The sequence below is a fragment of the Mammaliicoccus sp. I-M35 genome (assembly GCF_022386455.1).
Lineage (GTDB): Bacteria > Bacillota > Bacilli > Staphylococcales > Staphylococcaceae > Mammaliicoccus > Mammaliicoccus sciuri_A.
Genome location: NZ_JAJNIL010000010.1, coordinates 42,097 through 64,763, shown reverse-complemented (window position 1 = coordinate 64,763; position 22,667 = coordinate 42,097). Strand labels below are relative to the sequence as shown.

General features: G+C 32.3%; 18 protein-coding genes and 1 riboswitch. Of the genes, 10 read left to right on the top strand and 8 right to left on the bottom strand.

Annotated features, from left to right (window positions below):
- Nucleotides 1-496: 496 nt before the first annotated feature.
- Nucleotides 497-889, bottom strand: coding sequence for a hypothetical protein (locus LQ679_RS11640; RefSeq protein ID WP_239763013.1), 393 nt, complete (start codon nucleotides 887-889; stop codon nucleotides 497-499).
- 1,433 nt (nucleotides 890-2,322) lie between these two features.
- On the opposite strand from LQ679_RS11640, the gene LQ679_RS11635 reads away from it, so the two are divergent.
- The 5 genes from LQ679_RS11635 (at nucleotide 2,323) to LQ679_RS11615 (ending at nucleotide 8,014) form a co-directional block, all read left to right on the top strand.
- Complete coding sequence (locus LQ679_RS11635; RefSeq protein ID WP_239763010.1) at nucleotides 2,323-2,745, top strand: sigma factor-like helix-turn-helix DNA-binding protein; 423 nt, start codon at nucleotides 2,323-2,325, stop codon at nucleotides 2,743-2,745.
- A gap of 302 nt (nucleotides 2,746-3,047) precedes the next feature.
- Nucleotides 3,048-3,329 carry a hypothetical protein gene (locus LQ679_RS11630; RefSeq protein ID WP_239763007.1) on the top strand — a complete coding sequence of 94 codons (282 nt, stop codon included), beginning with the start codon at nucleotides 3,048-3,050 and terminating at the stop codon, nucleotides 3,327-3,329.
- A gap of 700 nt (nucleotides 3,330-4,029) precedes the next feature.
- Nucleotides 4,030-5,529 carry an RNA-binding domain-containing protein gene (locus tag LQ679_RS11625; protein ID WP_239763004.1) on the top strand — a complete coding sequence of 500 codons (1,500 nt, stop codon included), beginning with the start codon at nucleotides 4,030-4,032 and terminating at the stop codon, nucleotides 5,527-5,529.
- 1,050 nt (nucleotides 5,530-6,579) lie between these two features.
- Nucleotides 6,580-7,128: a nucleotidyltransferase family protein gene (locus LQ679_RS11620; protein WP_239762988.1), complete on the top strand. Its 549-nt coding sequence runs from the start codon at nucleotides 6,580-6,582 to the stop codon at nucleotides 7,126-7,128.
- Nucleotides 7,129-7,168: 40 nt separating this feature from the next.
- Nucleotides 7,169-8,014 (top strand): DUF2785 domain-containing protein, encoded by an 846-nt coding sequence (locus tag LQ679_RS11615; RefSeq protein WP_239762985.1) that lies wholly within the window; start codon nucleotides 7,169-7,171, stop codon nucleotides 8,012-8,014.
- A 121-nt stretch (nucleotides 8,015-8,135) separates the two neighbouring features.
- Here LQ679_RS11615 and coaA read toward each other — a convergent pair whose 3' ends face one another.
- From coaA to LQ679_RS11600, 3 genes are all read right to left on the bottom strand, one after another.
- Nucleotides 8,136-9,038, bottom strand: a complete 903-nt coding sequence (coaA, locus tag LQ679_RS11610; RefSeq protein WP_037589445.1) for a type I pantothenate kinase — start codon at nucleotides 9,036-9,038, stop codon at nucleotides 8,136-8,138.
- Between the two features lie 115 nt (nucleotides 9,039-9,153).
- The gene (locus LQ679_RS11605) at nucleotides 9,154-9,975 is read right to left on the bottom strand and encodes a YqiA/YcfP family alpha/beta fold hydrolase (protein WP_126476349.1); all 822 of its coding nucleotides are present in this window, start codon (nucleotides 9,973-9,975) and stop codon (nucleotides 9,154-9,156) included.
- Nucleotides 9,976-10,133: 158 nt separating this feature from the next.
- Entirely contained in the window at nucleotides 10,134-11,009 is an 876-nt protein-coding gene (locus LQ679_RS11600) for a hypothetical protein (protein WP_126476348.1), read from the bottom strand.
- Nucleotides 11,010-11,219: 210 nt separating this feature from the next.
- On the opposite strand from LQ679_RS11600, the gene LQ679_RS11595 reads away from it, so the two are divergent.
- On the top strand, nucleotides 11,220-12,737 hold the full coding sequence (locus LQ679_RS11595) for a DASS family sodium-coupled anion symporter (protein ID WP_037589435.1): 1,518 nt from the start codon (nucleotides 11,220-11,222) through the stop codon (nucleotides 12,735-12,737).
- A gap of 341 nt (nucleotides 12,738-13,078) precedes the next feature.
- Here the strand turns inward: LQ679_RS11595 and LQ679_RS11590 are convergent, their stop codons facing one another.
- Both LQ679_RS11590 and LQ679_RS11585 read right to left on the bottom strand, forming a co-directional pair.
- Nucleotides 13,079-14,419, bottom strand: coding sequence for a sodium-dependent transporter (locus tag LQ679_RS11590; RefSeq protein ID WP_204255241.1), 1,341 nt, complete (start codon nucleotides 14,417-14,419; stop codon nucleotides 13,079-13,081).
- A gap of 178 nt (nucleotides 14,420-14,597) precedes the next feature.
- Complete coding sequence (locus tag LQ679_RS11585) at nucleotides 14,598-15,257, bottom strand: nitroreductase family protein (RefSeq protein WP_206166552.1); 660 nt, start codon at nucleotides 15,255-15,257, stop codon at nucleotides 14,598-14,600.
- A gap of 100 nt (nucleotides 15,258-15,357) precedes the next feature.
- Here LQ679_RS11585 and LQ679_RS11580 point away from each other — a divergent pair, with 100 nt between their 5' ends.
- Nucleotides 15,358-16,398: an NAD(P)H-dependent flavin oxidoreductase gene (locus LQ679_RS11580; protein ID WP_239762982.1), complete on the top strand. Its 1,041-nt coding sequence runs from the start codon at nucleotides 15,358-15,360 to the stop codon at nucleotides 16,396-16,398.
- 28 nt (nucleotides 16,399-16,426) lie between these two features.
- On the opposite strand, the gene LQ679_RS11575 is transcribed toward LQ679_RS11580, so the two are convergent.
- Both LQ679_RS11575 and LQ679_RS11570 read right to left on the bottom strand, forming a co-directional pair.
- Nucleotides 16,427-17,083, bottom strand: coding sequence for a GNAT family N-acetyltransferase (locus tag LQ679_RS11575; RefSeq protein WP_037589426.1), 657 nt, complete (start codon nucleotides 17,081-17,083; stop codon nucleotides 16,427-16,429).
- Nucleotides 17,084-17,220: 137 nt separating this feature from the next.
- On the bottom strand, nucleotides 17,221-18,846 hold the full coding sequence (locus LQ679_RS11570; protein ID WP_239762979.1) for a DUF2382 domain-containing protein: 1,626 nt from the start codon (nucleotides 18,844-18,846) through the stop codon (nucleotides 17,221-17,223).
- Nucleotides 18,847-19,101: 255 nt separating this feature from the next.
- Nucleotides 19,102-19,204: riboswitch (purine riboswitch) on the top strand.
- A 108-nt stretch (nucleotides 19,205-19,312) separates the two neighbouring features.
- On the opposite strand from LQ679_RS11570, the gene xpt reads away from it, so the two are divergent.
- From xpt to guaB, 3 genes are read left to right on the top strand one after another with little or no spacing between them, the layout of a single operon-like run.
- A complete protein-coding gene (xpt, locus tag LQ679_RS11565; RefSeq protein ID WP_037589423.1) occupies nucleotides 19,313-19,888 on the top strand; it encodes a xanthine phosphoribosyltransferase in 576 nt (191 codons plus the stop codon).
- A gap of 1 nt (nucleotide 19,889) precedes the next feature.
- Nucleotides 19,890-21,158, top strand: coding sequence for a nucleobase:cation symporter-2 family protein (locus LQ679_RS11560; RefSeq protein WP_037589422.1), 1,269 nt, complete (start codon nucleotides 19,890-19,892; stop codon nucleotides 21,156-21,158).
- Nucleotides 21,159-21,192: 34 nt separating this feature from the next.
- The gene (gene guaB / locus LQ679_RS11555) at nucleotides 21,193-22,662 is read left to right on the top strand and encodes an IMP dehydrogenase (RefSeq protein ID WP_037589421.1); all 1,470 of its coding nucleotides are present in this window, start codon (nucleotides 21,193-21,195) and stop codon (nucleotides 22,660-22,662) included.
- The last annotated feature ends 5 nt before the right edge of the window (nucleotides 22,663-22,667 follow it).

The window sequence follows — 22,667 nt, the reverse complement described above, 5'->3', positions numbered from 1 at the left end:
ACGACCTCATAGAAGAAAAAATGTATTTTGTGATATTAAACCACTACTCTAATTCAGGGAACAGGTTCTAATTACAATATCTGTAGTACCAAATCAGTACCTCAGGTCAGAAAATATTCTATGATATTAATCCACATTACCAATACGACAAGATGGTTCTAATTACAAAGTGTGAAAGTAGGTAAGTTGAGTACCCAAATCGAGTACGCAGGTAGAGCATCTAATAAGACTATTAGAAAATTGTCTAATCAAAATTTATATTATACAATATGCCTATAATTGATATACTTGTTCATTAGAAACGGGGAAGTAAGACCCGAGTTGGCATTAGTCAGCTTGGGTCTTTGTAGTGTCATAAAGGATAGTTCGTTTCGAGAAATTTATATATGCTAAAGAAATATAAGAACCCTCTACACTATTTATTATATATAGAGGGTTTCATTTAATATATAATTATAAAGTCTTAAAATAACTCACTACTGTATATTCATATGGATTAGTCAGTATGAGTAATGAGATAAACTAACGTACCACCTATAACAACTGTTAAGAGCGCTGTTCCCAAAAATGGTAAAGCACTGATACGAAAAGTAAGATAAATAAACCATAGTGATAACAGAATTTGAAATAATGCAGTAAAAGATGGATTTTTAAAAGCTATAAATATCGTAAGAGCAAACAGAATAATAGTTAAAATCATTAATACTATAATTCTTCCTGTGTCGGCCATATATTCTTGATTAATCAAGTTTCTCGCTCTGACACCACTACCGTGTAAAGATACGAAATTGTTGGCCGAATGTTTTAAATAGAAATATAGTGCAATTGATATAGCCAATGTAATGAAGTTCCAAACTGATCTACTAATATCTTCTAAAATTTCATCCATTTCAATCATCCTTCCTAGAGTGGTTTTTATTAATTATAAACTAAGGCTTAACATCATTTTAAAATAAGTCCTAACTGTAAATAATTAGACCCTAAGTGACGAATATAAAATAAATAAAAACAGATAGGCACTTAAATAATGCCTATTCGTACATCATTACGTGTATTGTTTAACAACATCTTTACCATAACTTTATAAAGCGTTGATATTGAATATGGGGATTATCAAATAAATAAGCAGTCATAGTAGGAAAAAATCATATTATAGGGTAGCCTTAAATTGGGGCAACCTTTAGTTACTATAAAACGCTAGAGTAAATCAGTTTTAATCCAATAGTAAGTATAATCCGCTTCTTTTTAAATTGACAGAATTGACACTTTAAAAAAAGTATATATAGTCAGAAATGACTATGAACTCGCTCATAATTGAGCAAGTTGGTAAATTACACGATCAAAAATGGGCATGTACTATTGCTCACAAAAGAGCTATAGCTATTACTCAAAAATAAGTAGCAGTAAACAATATTATACAATCAAACAAAACTGTACAATTGTAGTTATAACTACCGTTGTTAATACAAATACACAAATGTACTTACAAGTACGGTTGTAGACAAAAAAGTCCATAACTAGAAGTTAAGCAGCTTCAAATAGCGACAATATATAATAATGCTATGGGCTGGATACACAGATTAGCTGTAACCAGCAATCGTAAAATGGTATTTGTAAAAGTTATTTAAAGAAGCGGTTGAAGATATTGAGGTAGTTTTGAGTAGTGTTAGAAGTATAAAGAAGAATAATACTGATATATACATAAAGGATTATAGAACTGCTTAATAAGGAATCATATATAAATCTATCTGCGTATATTAGATTAAGTAATACAATGTGATACTAAGGTAAACGAGCATATAAGCGACAGTGTTCATAAGTCTATGATGTATGGTGTAATGAGTTATCGAGGTAGTTTCATATGCCTATCTATATATTTGGGAGTACTTTAAGCTATGAGTTATAGCAATAGTAAATACGTTAATCCTGGTGAATAGTGTAGGGAGCTGGTTATAGGAATATACCTATATTTAAAAGCTATTAAATAGTACTAATATTATGAGTGTTAGAGTTGGCCAATTAGTATTAATACTTAAGTAATAATATCAGGTATTGATTCGTATGCAGTAATATTACATGATAGTGTTAGTAGATGATTATATAAACATGGCCGAAGTAATATCTATTTACTCTATATTATCTGTATCATGTAAGGTATCAATAGGGGGTTGTTGCTTGCTGTCTAGTTCTATATGTGGTCATAAATAAACCATCAAGTATGAGGGATACAAGATGGTTGAGGGGTAATCGTAATATTAAAATTTAATGCTGGAGTTACTGATCAACAATATCTTTATTATAATCTAAAGAGGTGTTGTTATCATGTCACTAGCATTTAATGAATTAAAAGAGTTCAAATGGTATAGGATGAATTGGATTCATGAATATTTACAGTTAGAAGCGGAGTGTTTAACTAGAATTGATGAGTTAAAAATCGTTGAAGCGGAATACGAACGTTGGAGAAAAGGTGATTTATTCTATGAAAATAAATATATAACGGTACTATCTAAGCAAAAAAAACTATTATTTGAAGTAAAACGTATTGAAAATGAGTTAAATGAACTTAAAAGAGTAATGAATAAATTAAAGGAAGTGAATGATTTACCACATTCATTAGAGAATAAAATACTCACCATGAAATATACAGAGAAGAAAACACTAAAACAAATCTCAAACGAGTTAGGGTATAGCGAATCCTACATTCGCAATAAACATGCGTTAATCAGAAAAAAATTAGAAATTTAAAAATGAAAATTTGAAAAAATAAAAAGTCCCCCACCAATTTTGACGGCCGAGGAAAAATTTTTCCTCGGAACGGGGCGGGGCTTTCTTTCGGAATTTTTCCCTTTTTTAAATATATATTGATATTAGTCTAAAAATAGAAGTTGCTGATTGTGATTTAAACGACTTGGAATACATGTATATGGATAGCTCTATAGACTAAATTTCATAGAAATCAATGTATTAATAGTGTTGGACTGACTACAACGATTTATTATCTTAGTGTATGATATATGTAATACTACATAAATTAGGAGTGATACATAATGGGTTGGCAACGTTGTCCGAGATGTAATTCAGGAGCTGTTGTTGAACGATCTAGTAGCTGTTTAGGGTGTTTAGCAGGTATCAGTGTTGCATTTGCTATTATGGTTATTTTGGGTGGAATAGTATCCGGTACTTTTTTACATGACCCTATTAGTTCTATATTAGCTATTTTATTTGTTATGATTCTACCTGCATTTTTTATATTTTTAAATAAAAAATTTGGTTATTCATTATACTGTAAATCATGTGAGCTTCATTTTAAACCTAATAAAAATAGTTAAATCATATACATATCTGAAATAGTGGAATACAAAACTATAATTGCTGATTACCAACAAATCATTCTATGGTTTAATTGATCATAAATAATCGAAATAAAGTGTGCAGAACAAATTGTTATTCGGAATTTATACATTTCTAGCTCAATCAAAATGCCCCCCCATATAAACAAATGATTGTATTGTCCATACAGGAGAAACGGCGATGAGGTTAATCAAGAGCAAGATTTTTAATAAAATTATACGTTAGGGGGGATTGAAGTCTATTTAGTGAAAACAATGTATTAAATTGGAGTAAAGTTGGATGTATGCTATTATAATAAATATACGGAAGAGCCTTCACTAATAGTTGGTTGGAAAATTTATCATCACAACGTGGTGACCCCCAGTGTGCTTAAGCATATTGGGGGTTTTTTCTTTAAAACTTTTGTTTAATCTGGAGTAATTCAATTACTTCTTGTATTTATAAGATTAAGTGATTTTAAGGGTAAAAAAAGAAAAGTAGATGATATTTTGACTTAATATTTCTTAGAATCTCCAGAAAATCTCCAGAAAATCTCCAGAAAAAATTCAGTTTAATATTGATATAAAAGGACCTATAGTTTAAGTGTTGAATATATCTCCGGAAAATCTCCAGAAAATCTCCAGAAAGTTTGGTAATATATAGTTAATTAAAAATAGTGAAAGGAAAATATAAATAAAAATGAGTAATTATGTAGAAGAGAACTTAAGAATAGAGTATAAAAAAGCTGAGAATGATTTACCTAAATCTTTTTGGGATACATATTCTTCATTTTCAAATACTAAAGGCGGATATGTGATTTTGGGAATTGAGGAAACTAGAAAAGGTACAAAAGTAACAGGGGTGAAGAATGAACAAAAAATAATAAAGGATTTAGTAACTTTAGCAAATGATAAATCATATACTAGTTATAACAATATTCATGATGAAAATATAAGGATAATAAAGGAGGGGGAGCATAAAGTTATTCAAATATATATTCCCGAAGTCAGTAAAGCTAATAAGCCAGTTTACATAAAAGGTAATATTAACAACTCGTTTATCAGAAGAAATGATAGTGATCAGAGAATGACTGATATTGAAATAAGAAGACATTTAAGAGATGCAAATCCAGAAAATGATAGTATGTTGTTGAATAATTATGATATAAGTGATTTGGATGCATATGCGGTGAAAAATTACAAAAACATTATTCAACAAAGGGAAACAGAAATAGATATATTAAGCATGGATGATTGGGAATTTTTGAAGAGATATGGAGCAGTAAAAAAAGACAGGGAGGATGGTAAGTATAAATTAGTTAAAGGAGCTCTGTTATTTTTTGGTAAAGAAAATTCAATAGTTGATTGCTTTCCTTTTTTTCATTTGGATTACAGAAATAGGGTTGGGGAAACTATTAAAAAGAGATGGATTGATAGAGTATCTTCTGGTGAAATTAACTCAACAGAGATTAACGTGTTTAATTTTTATAACATAGTATTAGAAAAAATGGTTAATACTGTTATGGAAAGTTTTGAGCTTAATGTTGAAACGCAAAGACGTGAAAATGTAGAAGAAGGCGTTAAGTTGTCTATAAGAGAGGCGTTAGCAAACTCTCTTATACATGCTGATTATGAAGAAAACACTACTATAAAAATTGAAGCTTTTAAAAGTTATTATGAATTTAATAATCCAGGTGAAATGTTAATAACACCTGAGGAATTTGCAATGGGTAGTGAATCTAAAACTCGTAATGCAACTTTGTTTACTTTGTTCAGAAATGCTGGATATAGCGAAAAAGCTGGATCAGGTGGAGTGAGAATTTTTCAAATTGCTAAGAAAAATAAATTTAGAATGCCAGAGATTGAAAGTAAAGATGGTAAAACTTCAGTGAAAATTTGGAAAACAGATTTAGTAAGTAGTTATGATGGGTTGAATGATAGGGAAACTCAAGTATTAAATTATATTGAAAAAAAGAGAGCAGTAACTAAGAAAGAAATACAAGGATTAGAAGGTATGACAGAATACTATGCTAAATTAACATTAGGAAGTTTAATAGATAAAAAAGTTATTTATAAAATTGGAGAAGGTAAATCTACAAAATATGGTTTCTTACAATCAAGTAGTGAAATGGTAGCTAGCATAGAGCATGATATGAGACATATTCAAAATATGATAATAAACGCTGTAAAAGATAAGTAATGATAATTTAAGGGCAAAAAAAGGGCACATTTGCGACAAAAAGGGCAGAAGTATGAAGTACATTAGATTGTAGGTGCTCTTGAAAAATTGATATTAAAGCATTTTGAGAAAGTGTGAATATAGTAAAAATAGTCGTATATCAAAGAGGAACAATAAGAGTTAGCGTATAACATAACCCTCTAGCAATCAGGCTAGAGGGTTATTTTTGTGTTTGGAATTATAGAAAAGATGTTATTTATGATGGCAACGATATTATTGTAAATAATTTGGAATTATTAAAAGCATAAATAGTATAAACATTGCTAGTGCGCTGAAGTAAATAGACGTCTTATTTCTTATATATACTTTAGATATTGTTTCACAAATTAATAATTGAGTTAAAAAGCTAAATACAAACAAGAATAATAAACTAAAGATTAGATTTAATAAATTAATATTTGTTAAATCAATAGACATAATCATAAACATAGATAGAAATAAAATTATTGTATAAATAAAGTATTGGAAAAGAATGTTTATTTTATCTAATAATCTTCTAATAAATTCAAAGTCAAAGATGTATTTTAGTAAAAATATGTTTACTGAAATAGAGAAAATAAATTGTAAAAATAGCAAAGACGTTAAATTATTAAAAAAAGATGCCTTTTGATCCAAGAACGTCATTATTATAGATAATAATAAAATGAGAAATACGATGAATAAATTTGTTTTTCTATACATAAAAAAAGCTCCAATAAATTAATTGATTTTTACTGCATTTTGAAAGCTATCAGGTGCATCTTTCTTATTGTTTATAATATCAATATAATCAAGTATAACATCTTCGCCAATACCTGTAGTGTATACTAAGTATGATTCATTGCAAGATAAAAAAAGAGGCGACCGTCGCAACAGTCAACCTCAAGTACACTCCGCAGATATGTACCACTATTTGATAATTATTATATTATGCAGTTTTAAAATTATCAATACCTTTATATGCCCACGCATTTCATTCATTGTAAAAATACAATATAATAATGAGTAATAGAATTTATGGGATGTGTGTTTATGAAGGCTATTTATGACCTTATTAAAAGTGATGCGGATATGATTTATATTTTAGAAGTTGTAGAAAGCATGAATTTAAATGATTCTTGGGTTAGCGCGGGTTTTATAAGAAATAAAATTTGGGATACGATTCATGGTTATACAGATAAGACACCATATAATGATGTTGATGTTATATTTTATAATGCTGACTGTCTAGATGAATCTATTGAGAAGCGATATGAAGAGCAATTAAGAGATATTGATTCTAGCATACCTTGGTCAGTAAAAAACCAAGCTAGAATGCATTTGAAAAATGATTTTAATCAATATATTGATTCGAAGGATGCTGTAGATCATTATCCAGAAGCGCCAACCGCTATTTGTGCTAGGATAAAAAATGGTGAGTTAGAAGTACATTATAACTACAGTGTTCTAGATTTGTTTAATGGTATTGTTTCACCAACTCAATATTTTAATCATGACTCTGGTAGATATGACGTTTATTTGGATAGAATTAATCAAAAACAATGGCATAAGCAATGGCCAAATTTAACATTTGATAATTAGAATTGAAATAAAGATTTAATTCTTAAAGGATGTGTTCTTAATGACTATCGAAGGATTAATTGAAAGATATAAAAATGAATTGCCTAACAAACAAGTACCAGAAGAAGAATTTAAATTAATGATATCCAATATTGGAAATCCTAATGCCAATATTCGTGAAGATAATTTTGATTTAATTGCGCGTTTAATTATAAGCGGTAAACTGGATAACCATCAAATGTTACAGTTACTTGAGCATTGTGAATTTGTTTTAAGAAGTGTTAACCAAAGTGATTCTGAACATCTTGTGCTCGATAGAAGTTTCAGTGCACTTATTATTGGAATCATTGTTGAATATTTAGAAGAACATGATCAGTTATCTAAGGATGTTTACGCAAAGATTATAAACTTAGCGATTGATTATATGGATAAGGAAACTGATGTCAGAGGATATGTACATGGGACAGGATGGATGCATAGTGTTGCGCATGGATCAGATTTACTTGCAACTTGTGTTAGATCTAAATATTATTCAGGTGACTGTAATAAAGTGATCTTAAAGGTCATCGCTAAAAAACTTTATCAGTTAAATACTGATTTATCTTGCTATATAGATGATGAAGATGAGCGACAAGCATTTATCATTGAAGCATTACTTGAAAAAGGACTTACAGATCAAGAATTGAGTAATTGGGTAAGCGAGCTATTCGTGACAGTTAATCAAACAGATTTAAATCAATCTGAAGAAGCATATTTAAGTTATTTTAGAATAAGGAAAAATATAAAAGATTTCTTGAAGACATTGTATTTTAGACTAAAATTTAATCAAAAATGTCAGGTAACTCAAGATGAAATAGAAGAAATCCTTAAAAAGTTATACTTAGAATTAACACAACAAGGAGAATAAAAATGGGAATAAAATTTTATGTAGCAGGTAGTTTTGGGAAATAATATATTTGTTATTATTTAGACTGCCGGAACACTAAAACCCTCTCTAGACAAGGACTAGAGAGGGTTTAATGTATAACTTAAAATTTATTAAATTTCAGTTTTTCTATAACATGGTCGTGATTTTTATATAGTACGAGATCTGCTCTGTTTTTAGTTGGCAAGATGTTTTTGATTAAATTGACTTCGTTGATATTGTCCCATAGATCTGTTGCTATTTTTAAGGCTTCGTCTTTTGGGATGTCTCGATATTTATAGAAATGTGAGTCTGGCTTCTGGAAGGCTTCTTCTTGAAGTAGTAAGAAGCGGTTAAGATACCATTTCTTCATATTTTCTATTGTTGTGTGTAAATATATTTTGTAATCAATATAATCACTAACGAGTTCTTCTTCATGTGGACTTACTTGGAAGATGTTCACACCTTCTATAATAAGTATGTCCGGACAGTTTATGTTGTGATACTGGTCTTTAAGACGGTCGTATGTGATATGTGAATACGTATATGTTGGTATGTTAGGCTCGTTGTTCTTAATTTGTTTTAAGTGACTGATTAATGTTTTTGTATCATAACTTTCAGGAAATCCTTTTTTAGAAAGTAAGTCTTTATCGATGAGTTCTTGTTTAGGCATGATATAACCATCAGTCGTAATCAGATCAACTTTCCAGTCCGCGTTATATTCTTGCAGTAAGTTTAAAAGCAGTCTTGAGACAGTGCTTTTCCCTACAGAAACCCCTCCTGATATTCCAATAATAAAAGGTGGTGTATTATTTTTGTTATGTAATTTGTTGTTAATGTTAGATGAATAATCTTTATGGAACTTAACTTTGTTTGTCAAAAAATTAATGAGTGGCAAATAGAGTTCATTAATTTCTGAATTTGTTAAGTTATCATTTAAACTGATAATTTCTTCTAAGTTTAAATGACTTGTATCCATATCTAATTTAAAATTTGTGTTTTGCCATTCTTCTTTTGTGAATTTCATAATGAGTTCCTTTACTTAAGAATTTTTCACTTTTTACAGTACTCGTATAGGGTAACATAAATAGTCATGAAAGTGCTTTATTAATTTAGAAAAATTCTTATATAAGGTAAGACATTTAAAATTCTGCTATGACAAGTTTGCCTTCAAGGACTTGGTTTACAAAGTTTACGGTTGCTTCTCTTGATATAGGGTTATGTCCTAGCTTTTTATTGTTGTATAATATGAACTTTATGTTTGAACTGTTTATTTCGTATTTATCTAAGAAACTACAAAATGGATCGAAGTGTCTAGTCATATCAGTCTCACATAATCTGTTTTGGATGTAGTAAATTTTAGGCACATATTTTTGTTTGCGGAATAAGCTTGTGATCGACAGTCTAAGTGCGTATTGTTTTTTGATATAATCGCGTGAACGGTTGGGAAATATTTTAGTGTATAATTTTTCGACGTTCACTTTATCGTAACGATCTACGTAACATTGTGGATTGTTCACTACAGCAGTCGAGCCTTTATGCAATGTTGCTAAATACATAGACATAAAGCCACCTGCTGATGAGCCACAATAGACGACATTTTGAGATTCTATTTGGAGTGCTTGTGTGACTTGTTGCGCAATCTCAGAATAGTCTTTTAAGAAATGACGTTCTTCTCTTCCTACACCCCAACCTATACGTAATTGTTTATAATGGACAGTTCTGTCATCTATATAAAGACAATTTGCATTGAAATCTTCATGCCATTTACTTCTCATAAAGACAGGCGGTTTACTTTTAGACGGATCAATCGCGCCATTCGAAAATACAACTAATTTATGATTATCTTCTTTAAGATTTAATTTGATATAGATGTCTAAATCATCTTTCATGATTTTCACAACTTGATGATTATGCGCCCATAAAAGGTCATTGTTCAAATCTTCGTAATTTAATGTTTCCATGATGTGAAACACTCCTAATGGTTAATATTCATTACAAATACTTAATATAAAATTCAATATAACAAAGTACTCTAGCAATTAACAATTATATAGTGGAAATTTACAAAAACTTAACAAAAAAGAGGCTAGGCCTCATGCCCAACCTCTTCTTAAAGGGATTAAATATTGAATAATCTTTGGAAGAATCCTTTTTTCTTAGGTTCTTCTTCAGTTTCTGATTTGATTTCTTCTTTTACTTCTTCTTCTTTGTTTTCTGAAGGCGTTGAAGTTTGTTCTAATGTCGTTTCAGGTGCTTTTTCTTCAGTAGATGCTGCTTTGTCAGTCGTTTCTTCTTTAGATGTAGTTGCATCTGCTTCTTTCGTTTCTGCTGCTTTATCAGTAGTCGTTTCTGGTTTAACAGCAGTTTCTTTATCTTCTGATTTCACATCAGCTTGAGTTTCTGATTTAGCTGGCTCTTCAGCTACAGCAACTTTTGTTTCTTCTTTTTCTTCTTGTTTGTTCGTTTCAACTGATTCACTAGAAGTCTTATCTTCTGAAACTGCTTTAGAACTTTGTGATTGTTCAGCTTGTTTCGTTTCAACTTTAGTATCATTCTCTTGAGCAGTAGCCTCTGATTGTTGAGGTGCTTGTAATGCTAAAGTTTGTTCTAGTTTCTGTTGTTGAATATGTACTTGTTGCAACATTTCACCAAGCATTTGTCTTTCTCTACGCATATGTTGAACTTCTAATCTTAATTCTTCAATTAAATGTTGTAGTTCAGGTGTTTGATTAGCAGGTTCGTCTTTAACAAGAACTTGTAAAAAGTCTTTCTCTTGTTCTAGTGTTTCGAATGCTTGGTCATAACTATTTGTTTCTTTAACCTTTTCCGCTATTTCTTGGAAAAGTTCAATATCTTCTTCTTGGAAGTCTGTCGCTTCTCTTCCACGATATTCTGTCTTAGAAAGTTGATATCCTCTGTCTTCTAAGTGCTGTACAATTTTTCTAACTTGCTTTTCACTAAGACCTACTTTAGTTGCGAATTCTTTAGTTAACATATTATAAATCATCCTTTATTTGACAGTAATTTAATAGGTAGGGTTGTCTGTCGGCAGACAACCGTCACACTTCCCTTTATACATTACATGTTAATAACAGAAAGTTCAAGTATTTATTGTATTAATTGTGAAAAGTATTATATGCAAAAAAGAAATATGTTATTATTTAGGAGATTAGAACAATAAAAATTAATATTGGAGCTGTTAGATATGTCTAATAATACTGAGAAAAAAGCTTTTAAACCAATTTGGATTATTGTTAGTTTTGTTGTATTAATTGGAATATTGTTATTACCGACTTCAAACGATTTACCTGTTATGGCAAAATGTGCGCTAGCGATTTTAGCTTTTGCAGTTATTATGTGGGTAACAGAAGCCGTAACTTATCCTGTATCAGCGGTCATGATTGTTGGCTTGATCGTTGTACTCATTGGATTTAGTCCAGTTCAAAATTTAGGAGATGCTTTAGGTAATCCGTCAGCAAATGGAAAAGCTTTAGAAGGGGATGCATTACTAGGTACAGGCAATGCATTAAAAATGGCTTTAAGTGGATTTTCAGGATCGGCAGTGGCACTCGTTGCAGCAGCATTATTCTTAGCTACAGCGATGCAAGTGACTAATTTACATAAACGTCTAGCATTACAAGTACTTTCTATTGTAGGAAACAAAACAAATAGAATTGTTATCGGTGCAATTGTAGTTTCTATTATTTTAGCATTCTTTGTGCCTTCAGCTACAGCAAGAGCAGGTGCTGTTGTACCCATATTATTAGGTATGATTGCTGCATTTAACACATCTAAGAACAGTAAATTAGCAGCATTATTGATTATTACAGCCGTGCATGCCGTCTCAATATGGAATATAGGTATTAAGACTGCCGCCGCTCAAAATATCGTTGCGATAGGATTTATTAATAAATCAATGGGACAAGATGTCTCTTGGGGTGAATGGTTCTTATATGCAGCACCATGGGCGATTATCATGTCAGTCGTCTTATACTTTGTGATGATTACTGTCATTAAACCTGAGGAGAAAGAAATAGAAGGTGGAAATGAATTAGTTAAAGCACAATTAAAAGAATTAGGACCAGTTTCAGCAAGAGAGTGGAGACTCATTACGATTTCTGTCTTATTATTATTTTTCTGGTCTACTGAAAAAGTGCTCCATCCGATTGATTCATCGTCTATAACAATCATCGCGTTAGCAATTATGTTAACTCCTAAAATCGGTGTCTTTACTTGGGAAGATGTTGAAAAGAAAATTCCTTGGGGTACAGTTATCGTATTTGGAATTGGTATCTCACTAGGAACAGTATTGTTGGAAACAACAGCGGCACAATGGTTAAGTGATAAAACATTTGGATTGATGGGACTTAATCACATGCCACTAATCGCAACCATTGCACTCATTTCAATATTTAATATTTTAATACATTTAGGATTTGCGAGTGCAACGAGTTTATCTTCAGCATTAATCCCTGTGTTTATAGCTTTAACACAAACATTAAATTTAGGAGATCAATCTATCGGCTTTGTACTTATACAACAATTCGTGATTAGCTTCGGTTTCTTATTGCCAGTTAGTTCACCACAAAATATGCTGGCTTACGGTACAGAAACATTTACCGTTAAAGACTTTATTAAAACAGGCGTACCACTCACAGTTATAGGATACTTATTAATTATCTTGTTCAGCATGACATATTGGAAGTGGATAGGATTGATATAGAGGAGAAGATGTGAGTTAACGGCCAAGTAAACTCACAAGATCGTAAAACATGTGAGTTAAAGGTGAAGTAAACTCACGAGATTGTAAAAGATGTGAGTTAAAGAGGAAGTAAACCCACGAGATCGTAAAACATGTGAGTTAAAGAGGAAGTAAACCCACGAGATCGTAAAACATGTGAGTTAAAGGCGAAGTAAACTCACGAGATAGCAAAAGATGTGAGTTAAAGGTGAAGTAAACCCACGAGATAGCCAAAGACGTGAGTTAAAGGCCAAGTTAACCCACAAGATTATAAAAAAGCCGTTCAATTCCCAAAAAATTGAACGGCTTCTTCTTTTCTCTATTTAAATTAATTGTCCGATAAATACGGCGATGATGATAATTGGAAGTACAAATTTAACTAAGAAATACCATGTATTTACAAAGAGTCTTCCTTTTTTAGTATCGCTCATATTTAATTCTTTCATAATGATTTCTTTATTGAATATATGACCAACGAAGAGGGTTACACCTAATGCACCTATTGGCATTAAGATGTTCGCGACTAAGTAATCCATATTATCAAAGAATGTACCGACACCAAATGTAAAGTCTTGGAGTAACCCGTTTGAAAGTGCTGATGGTATCCCGAATATAAAGACTAATATACCAATGATATATGACCATTTCTTTCTATTATCATTATTATTTTTAGTAATGTTTGAGATGTTCAATTCTAATAACGAAATTGAAGATGTAATGGCTGCGAATAAAAATAATATTAAAAATAGTAAATAGAACAATTGCCCGACAAACATTTGATCAAATACTTGTGGAAGGACGATAAATAATAATCCTGGCCCTTGGTTAGGTTCTAATCCAAATGCGAAAATAGCTGGGAAGATGGCTAACCCGGCTGCTATTGATACAGCTATGTTCATCCATACTATGGCATTCGCACTTTTGACGATGTTTGTTTTACGATCTAAATATGAAGCGTATGTCATCATACCACATGTACCCAGTGATAATGCGAAGAACGATTGTCCTAAGGCATATAGTATACCTTCAGCACTTAAATCTGATACTTTTGGTTGTAAGAAATATTGAATTCCGTCTAAAGCACCGTCTAAAGTGATCGATCTAATAATGACAATTACGAACGATATAAATAACAGTGGCATCATGACTTTTGAAGCTTTCTCGATACCTTTTTCTACACCTTTACTGACAATAACTACAGTGAAAAGTATAAAAGCGAATTGACTCGCTAATGAATAAAATGGGTTAGATATATAATCATTAAAGATGTTCCCGTAATTATGTGATTGCGTTAATCCAAGGCTGTCTAAAAGTGTACGTATAATATATAGAATGATCCAACCACCGATAACACTATAGAATGAAAATAGTACAAAGACTGTTAGATTTCCAAGCCAGCCTACTAAATTCCAAGATGATTTACCAGATACTTTTTTGAAGATGTTAGTAGAATACGTTCTACCGTAGCGTCCCAATACAAAATCACTTAAAAGTAGTGGTAAGCCGACAAGCAATGTGAAAATAATAAATATTAATAAAAATGCGCCACCACCGTATGTTCCAGCCATGTATGGAAATTTCCATACAGCACCAATTCCTATAGCTGACCCGGCACTTGCTAGAACGAAGCCGATACTGGACGACCATTGAGATAAATTTTTCATATATATTCCTTCTTTTAATTTGATATTCACTTTAAAGCGGTAAAGCTTTTAAGTAAAAAAATAAAACTCACAGCAATGAATTTTACACTATATTTTTGGATAATGCAATATTAAAAAATATCGGCAACATAAGTTAGTTGCCGATAGGGTATTATAATTATTAGAACGAATAAATTACTTATTCGCCGATTGAACCGTTACTTTCATCATTCCAAGCGATGATTCTATCTACTGGTAATCTACTTGAATCATGTGGTGGTTTAACACCTTTACCAATAGCAATTAAATGAGCTGGTACATATCTAGAAGTATCAATGTTTAATGTTTCTAATACAGCTGTTTTATCAAATCCGCCAATAGGGTTAGTATCATAACCGTGATCAGTCGCAATAAGCATTAATTGCATAGAAGCTAAGTTTGCATCCATTAAACCTTGTGCATTAAAGTAACTTTCGTCAGCACTGCTAATTAAATTTGAAATTGTTTCAATAAAGTAATCTTTTGAATTTTCATCCATATAACCAAGTTCAACATTCTTCTCATAAATATCGCTCACGTATTCAGCGTGTTTTAAATCTGCAAGTACAAGAATAATTGCACTTGATGAATGTAATTGTCTTTGGTTGAACTGTACAAGATGGTCTAATTTTTGTTTTGTTTCTTCAGAATCGATGATAACAAAGCGCCATGGTTGTAAGTTGATTGATGAAGGTGCTTTAGTAGCAAGTGCTATCATTTCTTTTATTTCTTCTCTTGGAATTTTGAAGTTTGGATCGAACTCTTTAACTGATTTTCTTTTATTAATAATTTCAGTTAATGAAAGCTTTGAGTGTGTCATTTTATTTCTCCTTTTAGTATGATGTCATTATAATGCACCAATTAACTAAAAAAATAAAATGATTAGCTTACGAATTAAATTTTTTTAGGAGGGATTGTCATTGGAATCGAAAAAATTAATCTCAGAACTGGATAAACCGATTTTTCTAGCGGGTATGGCTGGAGGTATTACAACTCCTGACTTAGTGGCTTCAGTTTGTAATGAAGGCGGCTTTGGACAAATCGGTGCTGGATATATGACGCCTGATACTTTAGCTAAAGATATAGACCAAATTAGACAAATGACGTCTGAACCGTTTGGCGTCAATCTATTTGTGCCAGAGTATCCGGCTATTGATCAAGAAAAAGTTGATTTTATGAATAAAATATTACATCCCATAACTGAAAAATTAAACAGCAAACAAATACAAGATGTTTCAATAGATGTGAATTTTGAGGACATGTTAAACGTGATTATAGATAAACATGTTGAATATGTAAGCTTTACATTTGGTAAGCCTTCAGAAAGTCTCGTTCGCACATTACATGGCCATCATATTAACGTAATAGGGACTGCAACAGATTTAAATGAAGCTCAAGCTTTGGAATCCATAGGTATAGATGCGATAGTGATTCAAGGTAGTGAAGCGGGTGGTCATAGAGGTTCATTTGAACAATCATTGCCAGAAAATAGTCTTTCAACTGAGCAATTGTTTAATCAAACTTATCCTTTAATTAACGTGCCATTAATAGTAGCGGGCGGTATCACGACACCAGAATTAGCGAAACGTTATATTCAAAAAGGTGCTCATGCAGTTCAACTTGGGACAGCATTCTTAACGACACATGAAAGTGGTGCACCAGATGTGCATAAAGCGCATATATTAAAAGCACACCCAGATGATATTATATTAACGAATACGTTTAGTGGGCGTTATGCAAATGGTATTATAAATCCATTTATACAGTATATGGAACAATTTAAAGATGATATTTGTCCGTATCCGATTCAAAATATATTAACACAACCTTTAAGAGGGCAGTCTAAAAAGTTAAATAATCCAGATTATATGAATTTATGGTGTGGTACAAATCCAGAAGGTGCTAAAGATGAAAGTGTCCAGGAATTAATGGAAAGATATCATAAAGCAATAAAAAGCTGACATCACAATCGATGTCAGCTTTTCTAATTTATAAATCCATAGATTCTAATAATTCATATACAAATTCACGATCGTTTTCATTTCCGTGTATGTACTTGTTGATGTAACAAGAACGAATACTCGGTGAGATAACGTCTTTTTGAAGCGGCAAGTATTGCTTAATATATAAATCTATTGGCGTAGGTGCTAATGATTTTTGTGGATTCGGTTGTATATAAGGGATGTCTTGTTGAACTTCATAACCATGTCTATTAAAGAAGTTCTTACGCAGAATCGCTTCTTCTTTACCACTGTTGTTCTCGTATGATTCTTCTCCAAACGATTCCAACATAATCATGTTAGCATCTCTTCCATGAACATCTTGAGCATGTTTATGCAGTTCTGCTTCAATTCTTTCCAACGTTTGTCCGCCAACACGCTGATTGCGGTATTCAGGATGTGTCATTAAATAAATAATAAAAGCTGAATTTGTTGTAGGTTCATAATGACCTGTAGACAAACTTACGACTGTGTCATCAATTAAACCAACTAAAAATATATAATGTTTCTTTATGTACTCAGATGTAAGCGAATGGATGAAGACGTGGCGGTCTTCTCGCACCTCTGCCTTGAAAATATCTTCATACATTTCTAATGCTTTTTTGAATAATGGATCATCGATAGATGTGACAACTTCAAAATTCATAGTTATGAACCCCTCATAATCAATATTTTATAATATTATAACATAAGATTTTAATGGTAGTACTATCGTATTGAGTAAATAAAAAGAGAGACCAGGACATTACATTATGTCCTAGCCTCTTAAGTTATTATATTGTCTTATTTAGGGTTATCATCTGTAGGGTTATTGATATCTGCTTCTTCATGTCTGACTTTTTCAGAGACATGTTCAGTATCTTGAACTTTATTTTTCTTAATGACGATTTCTTCAGATACGACATTTTCTTTTTCTACTTTTACACGTTCTTCGTGTAATGGAATGTGTACAGAATCATCATCATTAGCGTTAAAGTCTTCGTCTACTTTCTCATTAACAGGTCTACGTTCGATTGTTACTTCTTCACGTTCAACCGGTACATCAAATTCTTGTTCTTCTTCAACAACATGTTTATCTACAGATGCTTCACCTGTTTCAACATTCTCTTTGTCTACATTTAGACGTTCTTCATGAAGTTGAACAGATTCTTCATCTACATTGTTATCTTGCGTTTCATTATTGTAAGATGTTTCACCTACATTATTATCTTGTGTGACGTTGTTGTATGAATGCCCAGAAGTGTGAACATTTGTATCTTGCTCATCTTGGCTAGTAGAGAAGTTAGATTCACGTGTTGTTGTTTCATCTGATGTTGGTGGTTCAACACTTTCATTTGGTTTATCGTAGTTTAAGCTAGAACGTTCTCTTTCTACGTCGTCATCATGCACTCTTGAGAATGATGATTCATCTTCTCTTGTTAGATCTTGTTGATCTTTAACATTATCTGTTTCACCATATTGAGCAGTCGTATTTGTAGTTTCACGATTATTTAAGTCTTCTAAGTCTCTTTCATTATCGCTAGAGTAGACTCTTCTATCGTCTTGTACGTCATCTTCTGTTTCTTGTTGTTCTCTATGTTCATTCGCATATCCAGCAGCGCCAAGACCAGAAGCACCTGCTAAATTAGCTGAAGTTGATGTTTCTTGATGGTCGATGTTTGAATCATCCACATCATCGTGCGCTACATCTTCTTCATTAATATTATTGCCATATCGATTTGTATTAACATCTCGATCTGTTTCAGCTTCGTTATCGAATGATGGTGCATCTGTTTTTTCTGTATCTGCATTATCCACATCTTGAGTTAAATCATTTTCAGATACTTCATCTTGCTGATTAAATTCATCTTCTCTTTCAGCTTTATCAAAATCAGAAGTTTCGTTCACATCTTCCTCTTGATCTGAAGATGAATGCGCAGCAGCGGCACCAGCGCCCGCAGCACCTGCACCTAATCCAGCACCAGCAGCTGTACCTTTAGATACGCCACTTTCTTCGCTCTCATCACTAGAAAATGGTTTTGTATTATCGTAATGCTCATTTCCTGTTTGAGAGTCCTTAGGGTGATTTGAATCATAGTTTTCAGTATCACTTATATTGTCGTTATCAACATATAATAGTATTTTTCCGTTATTAAGTTCTTGTTTATAGCCATCTAATTCTTCTTCTGGAACATTTAAACTAGATAATACACGTTCTTCAGCACTTTCACCTGAGAATAGTGCAGTAATCTTGTCGCTAAATGAACCTCTAGAGTTCTTCACTTTAACATCCGTGTAGTCTAAAGAGTTATCATCTAACTTGTCTTCGGAAATAACTTGTAAGTCACTTTCTCCGACACCTTCTTCTTTCAATTGATCAATACGTTGCAGTAAATCACTTTCGTTACTAAACTTTTCTATTTTACCCATACTAAAACCTCCATAAATTTGTAATGTGTAAAAATCTTATCAACAGTGATTATGCTCTAGGTGTTTACATACTTAATAAATATTGTCTACGTTAATACAATATAATTCTCAAATACCCTTGTGGAGGAGAATCAAACAAAATTCAATCAACTTTCTAATTATTTAGATTTTTCAGTTTATTTAAAACCTCTTAAAATAGCGCTAACATAAGGTTTTGCCTATTGTAAAAGTACTGATATTTTGTTATTATCAATGAATAATTTATTACTAAAAACTCATATAATCTGAAGAATATGGCTTTGGAAGTTTCTACCGTGTTGCCTTAAACGACACGACTATGAGTAAATGAATAACACTGGAATCAGACTATCCAAAATGGTGTGGTTTTATATTATTTTTTACTCATCTTACCTATTTTTTAGGATTAAGGTGTGTTTTTTTTAATCTAAATGAGGAGGCGAGTAGTGTGAGGACACTACAAGATAGGGTTAAAGAAGATGGTGTAGTCATCGATGAAAAGATTCTTAAGGTTGATTCATTTTTAAATCACCAAATTGATGCAAAGTTAATGTATGAAGTTGGTCAAGTTATTACGGAACATTTTAAAGACAAGAAAATCACGAAAGTACTTACGATTGAAGCGTCAGGTATCGCACCTGCAATAATGGCATCTTTACATTTAGACGTGCCATGTTTATTTGCGAAAAAAGCAAAACCATCTACAATGACATCTGAATTTTATCAAACAGATATTCACTCATTTACGAAAAATACAACGAGTACAGTGGTTATTGCGAAACAATTTTTAAATGAAGACGACCATGTATTAATTATTGATGACTTTTTAGCGAATGGCGAAGCATCATTAGGATTACATCGTTTAGTTCAAGCAGCAAACGCAACAACATCTGGAATTGGAATTGTTATAGAAAAAAGTTTCCAACCGGGCAGAGAGAAGTTGGAATCTGAAGGACTAGAAGTCTTATCTCTATGCCAAGTTGCTTCATTATTAGGAAATACAGTCAAACTGGTAGGAGAATAACATGAAAAATTTCATCTTAAGTGTTCAACATTTACTTGCTATGTATGCGGGTGCCATAATGGTACCTATTATCGTCGGATCTGCTTTAAAATTCACACCTGAAGAAGTGGCTTACTTAGTCGCAATTGATATCTTTATGTGTGGTGTAGCAACATTTTTACAAGTATATAAAGGAATAGGAATTGGACTGCCGGTAGTCTTGGGATGTACATTTACAGCTGTAGCACCAATGATTCTAGTTGGTAATACACATGGTATCGGTGTGCTATACGGTTCTATATTTCTTTCAGGGATTATTGTAGTCTTAATTTCTCCATTTTTCTCGTATTTAGTAAAATTATTTCCACCTGTTGTTACAGGAAGTGTTGTTACAATAATCGGTATTACGTTAATGCCAGTTGCCATGAATTATTTAGCAGGTGGTCAGGGTGAAAAGAATTACGGAGACAGTAAAAATATATTCTTAGGTTTATTTACATTAGTGATCATCTTATTAATACAAAGATTATCTAAAGGGTTCATTAAATCTATAGCGATATTACTCGGTTTATTAATAGGTACAACAGTCGCTTCCTTCTATGGATTAGTGGATACATCGAATTTAAGAACATCGAATTGGTTGGAACTACCTAGACCATTCAGATTTAGCGGGTTTGAATTTGAATTTGGTACAACGATTGTCTTTGTCATTATTGCAATCGTTAGTTTGATTGAATCAACAGGCGTGTACCATGCTTTAAGTGAAATTACGAAACAACCTATATCAAGAAAAGACTTATCAAAAGGCTATAGAGCTGAAGGGATTGCGATTATAATTGGTTCAATCTTTAATGCATTTCCTTACACAGCTTATTCTCAAAACGTTGGACTTGTGTCATTGTCTGGCGCTAAAAAGAATCAAATTATGTATATGATGGTTGCATTATTAATCGTTTGTGGTTCAATACCTAAACTCGGTGCTTTAGCAAGCATGATTCCATTTCCAGTATTAGGTGGTGCGATGATTGCGATGTTTGGAATGGTTATGGCATACGGTGTGAAAATGCTTGGTGGCATAGACTTTAACAAACAGAACAATTTACTCGTGATTGCCGTATCGGTCGGGATTGGTGCAGGTATTACAGCAGTACCTCAAGCGCTTGAAACTTTTGGAGAAGAATATGCTTGGTTAACACAAAATGGTATCGTATTAGGTACTTTCTCAGCTATTATATTAAATTTATGTTTTAATGGATTAAACAATCAACAAAACAGTGAAAATGTGAAATAATAAATATGAAAATAAATTAGTGGAGGTTATATTCATGTGGGAAAACAAATTTCAAAAAGAAGGCTTAACGTTCGATGATGTATTATTAGTACCAGCAAAATCAGAGGTATTACCAAGTGATGTAGACTTAAGCGTATCTCTTTCAAAAAATATTAAGTTAAATATTCCAATCATTTCAGCTGGTATGGATACAGTTACTGAAGCTAAAATGGCGATTGCTATGGCAAGACAAGGTGGCTTAGGCGTTATTCATAAGAACATGTCTATAGAACATCAAGCAGATGAAGTACAAAAAGTTAAACGTTCAGAAAATGGCGTTATTACAAACCCATTCTTCTTAACACCTGATGAGCAAGTGTACGCAGCAGAAGCATTGATGAGTAAATACCGTATTTCTGGTGTTCCAATCGTTAATAACGAAGAAGATATGGAACTTGTCGGTATTATTACAAACCGTGACTTAAGATTTATCGAAAACTTCTCAATTAAAATTTCTGATGTTATGACTAAAGAAGATTTAGTAACAGCACCAGTCGGCACAACGTTAGAACAAGCAGAAGAAATTTTACAAAAATATAAAATCGAAAAACTTCCATTAATTTCTGAAGAGGGTAAACTTAAAGGGTTAATTACAATTAAAGATATTGAAAAAGTAATCGAATTCCCATATGCAGCTAAAGACAGTGAAGGACGTTTACTTGTTGCAGCGGCATTAGGTATTGCTAAAGATACACCAATTCGTGCTCAAAAATTAGTAGAAGCTGGCGCAGATGCACTTGTTATTGATACTGCACATGGTCACTCTAAAGGTGTCTTAGATGTCGTTAAACATATTAGTGAATCATACCCAGAAGTTACAATTATCGCAGGTAACGTTGCTACAGGTGAAGGTACTAAAGCATTATTTGAAGCGGGAGCAGACGTCGTTAAAGTTGGTATTGGACCAGGTTCAATCTGTACAACACGTGTCGTTGCAGGTGTAGGTGTACCTCAAATTACAGCTATTTATGATTGTGCAACAGAAGCACGTAACTATGGTAAAGCAATTATTGCTGACGGTGGTATTAAATTCTCTGGTGATATCGCGAAAGCTTTAGCAGCAGGTGGAAATGCAGTTATGTTAGGTAGCTTACTTGCTGGTACAGAAGAAAGCCCTGGACAAACAGAAATCTTCCAAGGTCGTCAATATAAAGTTTATCGTGGTATGGGATCACTTGGTGCGATGGAACAAGGTTCTAAAGACCGTTACTTCCAAGAAGATACTGCAGCTAAGAAATTTGTACCAGAAGGCATTGAAGGTAGAATTGACTTTAAAGGCCCATTACAAGATACAATTTATCAATTAATTGGCGGTATTAAGAGCGGTATGGGTTATACAGGATCAGCTAACCTAGAACAATTAAGAGAAGAAGCTCAGTTTATTAGAATGACTGGCGCAGGCCTTAAAGAATCACATCCACATGATGTTCAAATTACTAAAGAAGCACCAAACTACTCATTTTAATTAAA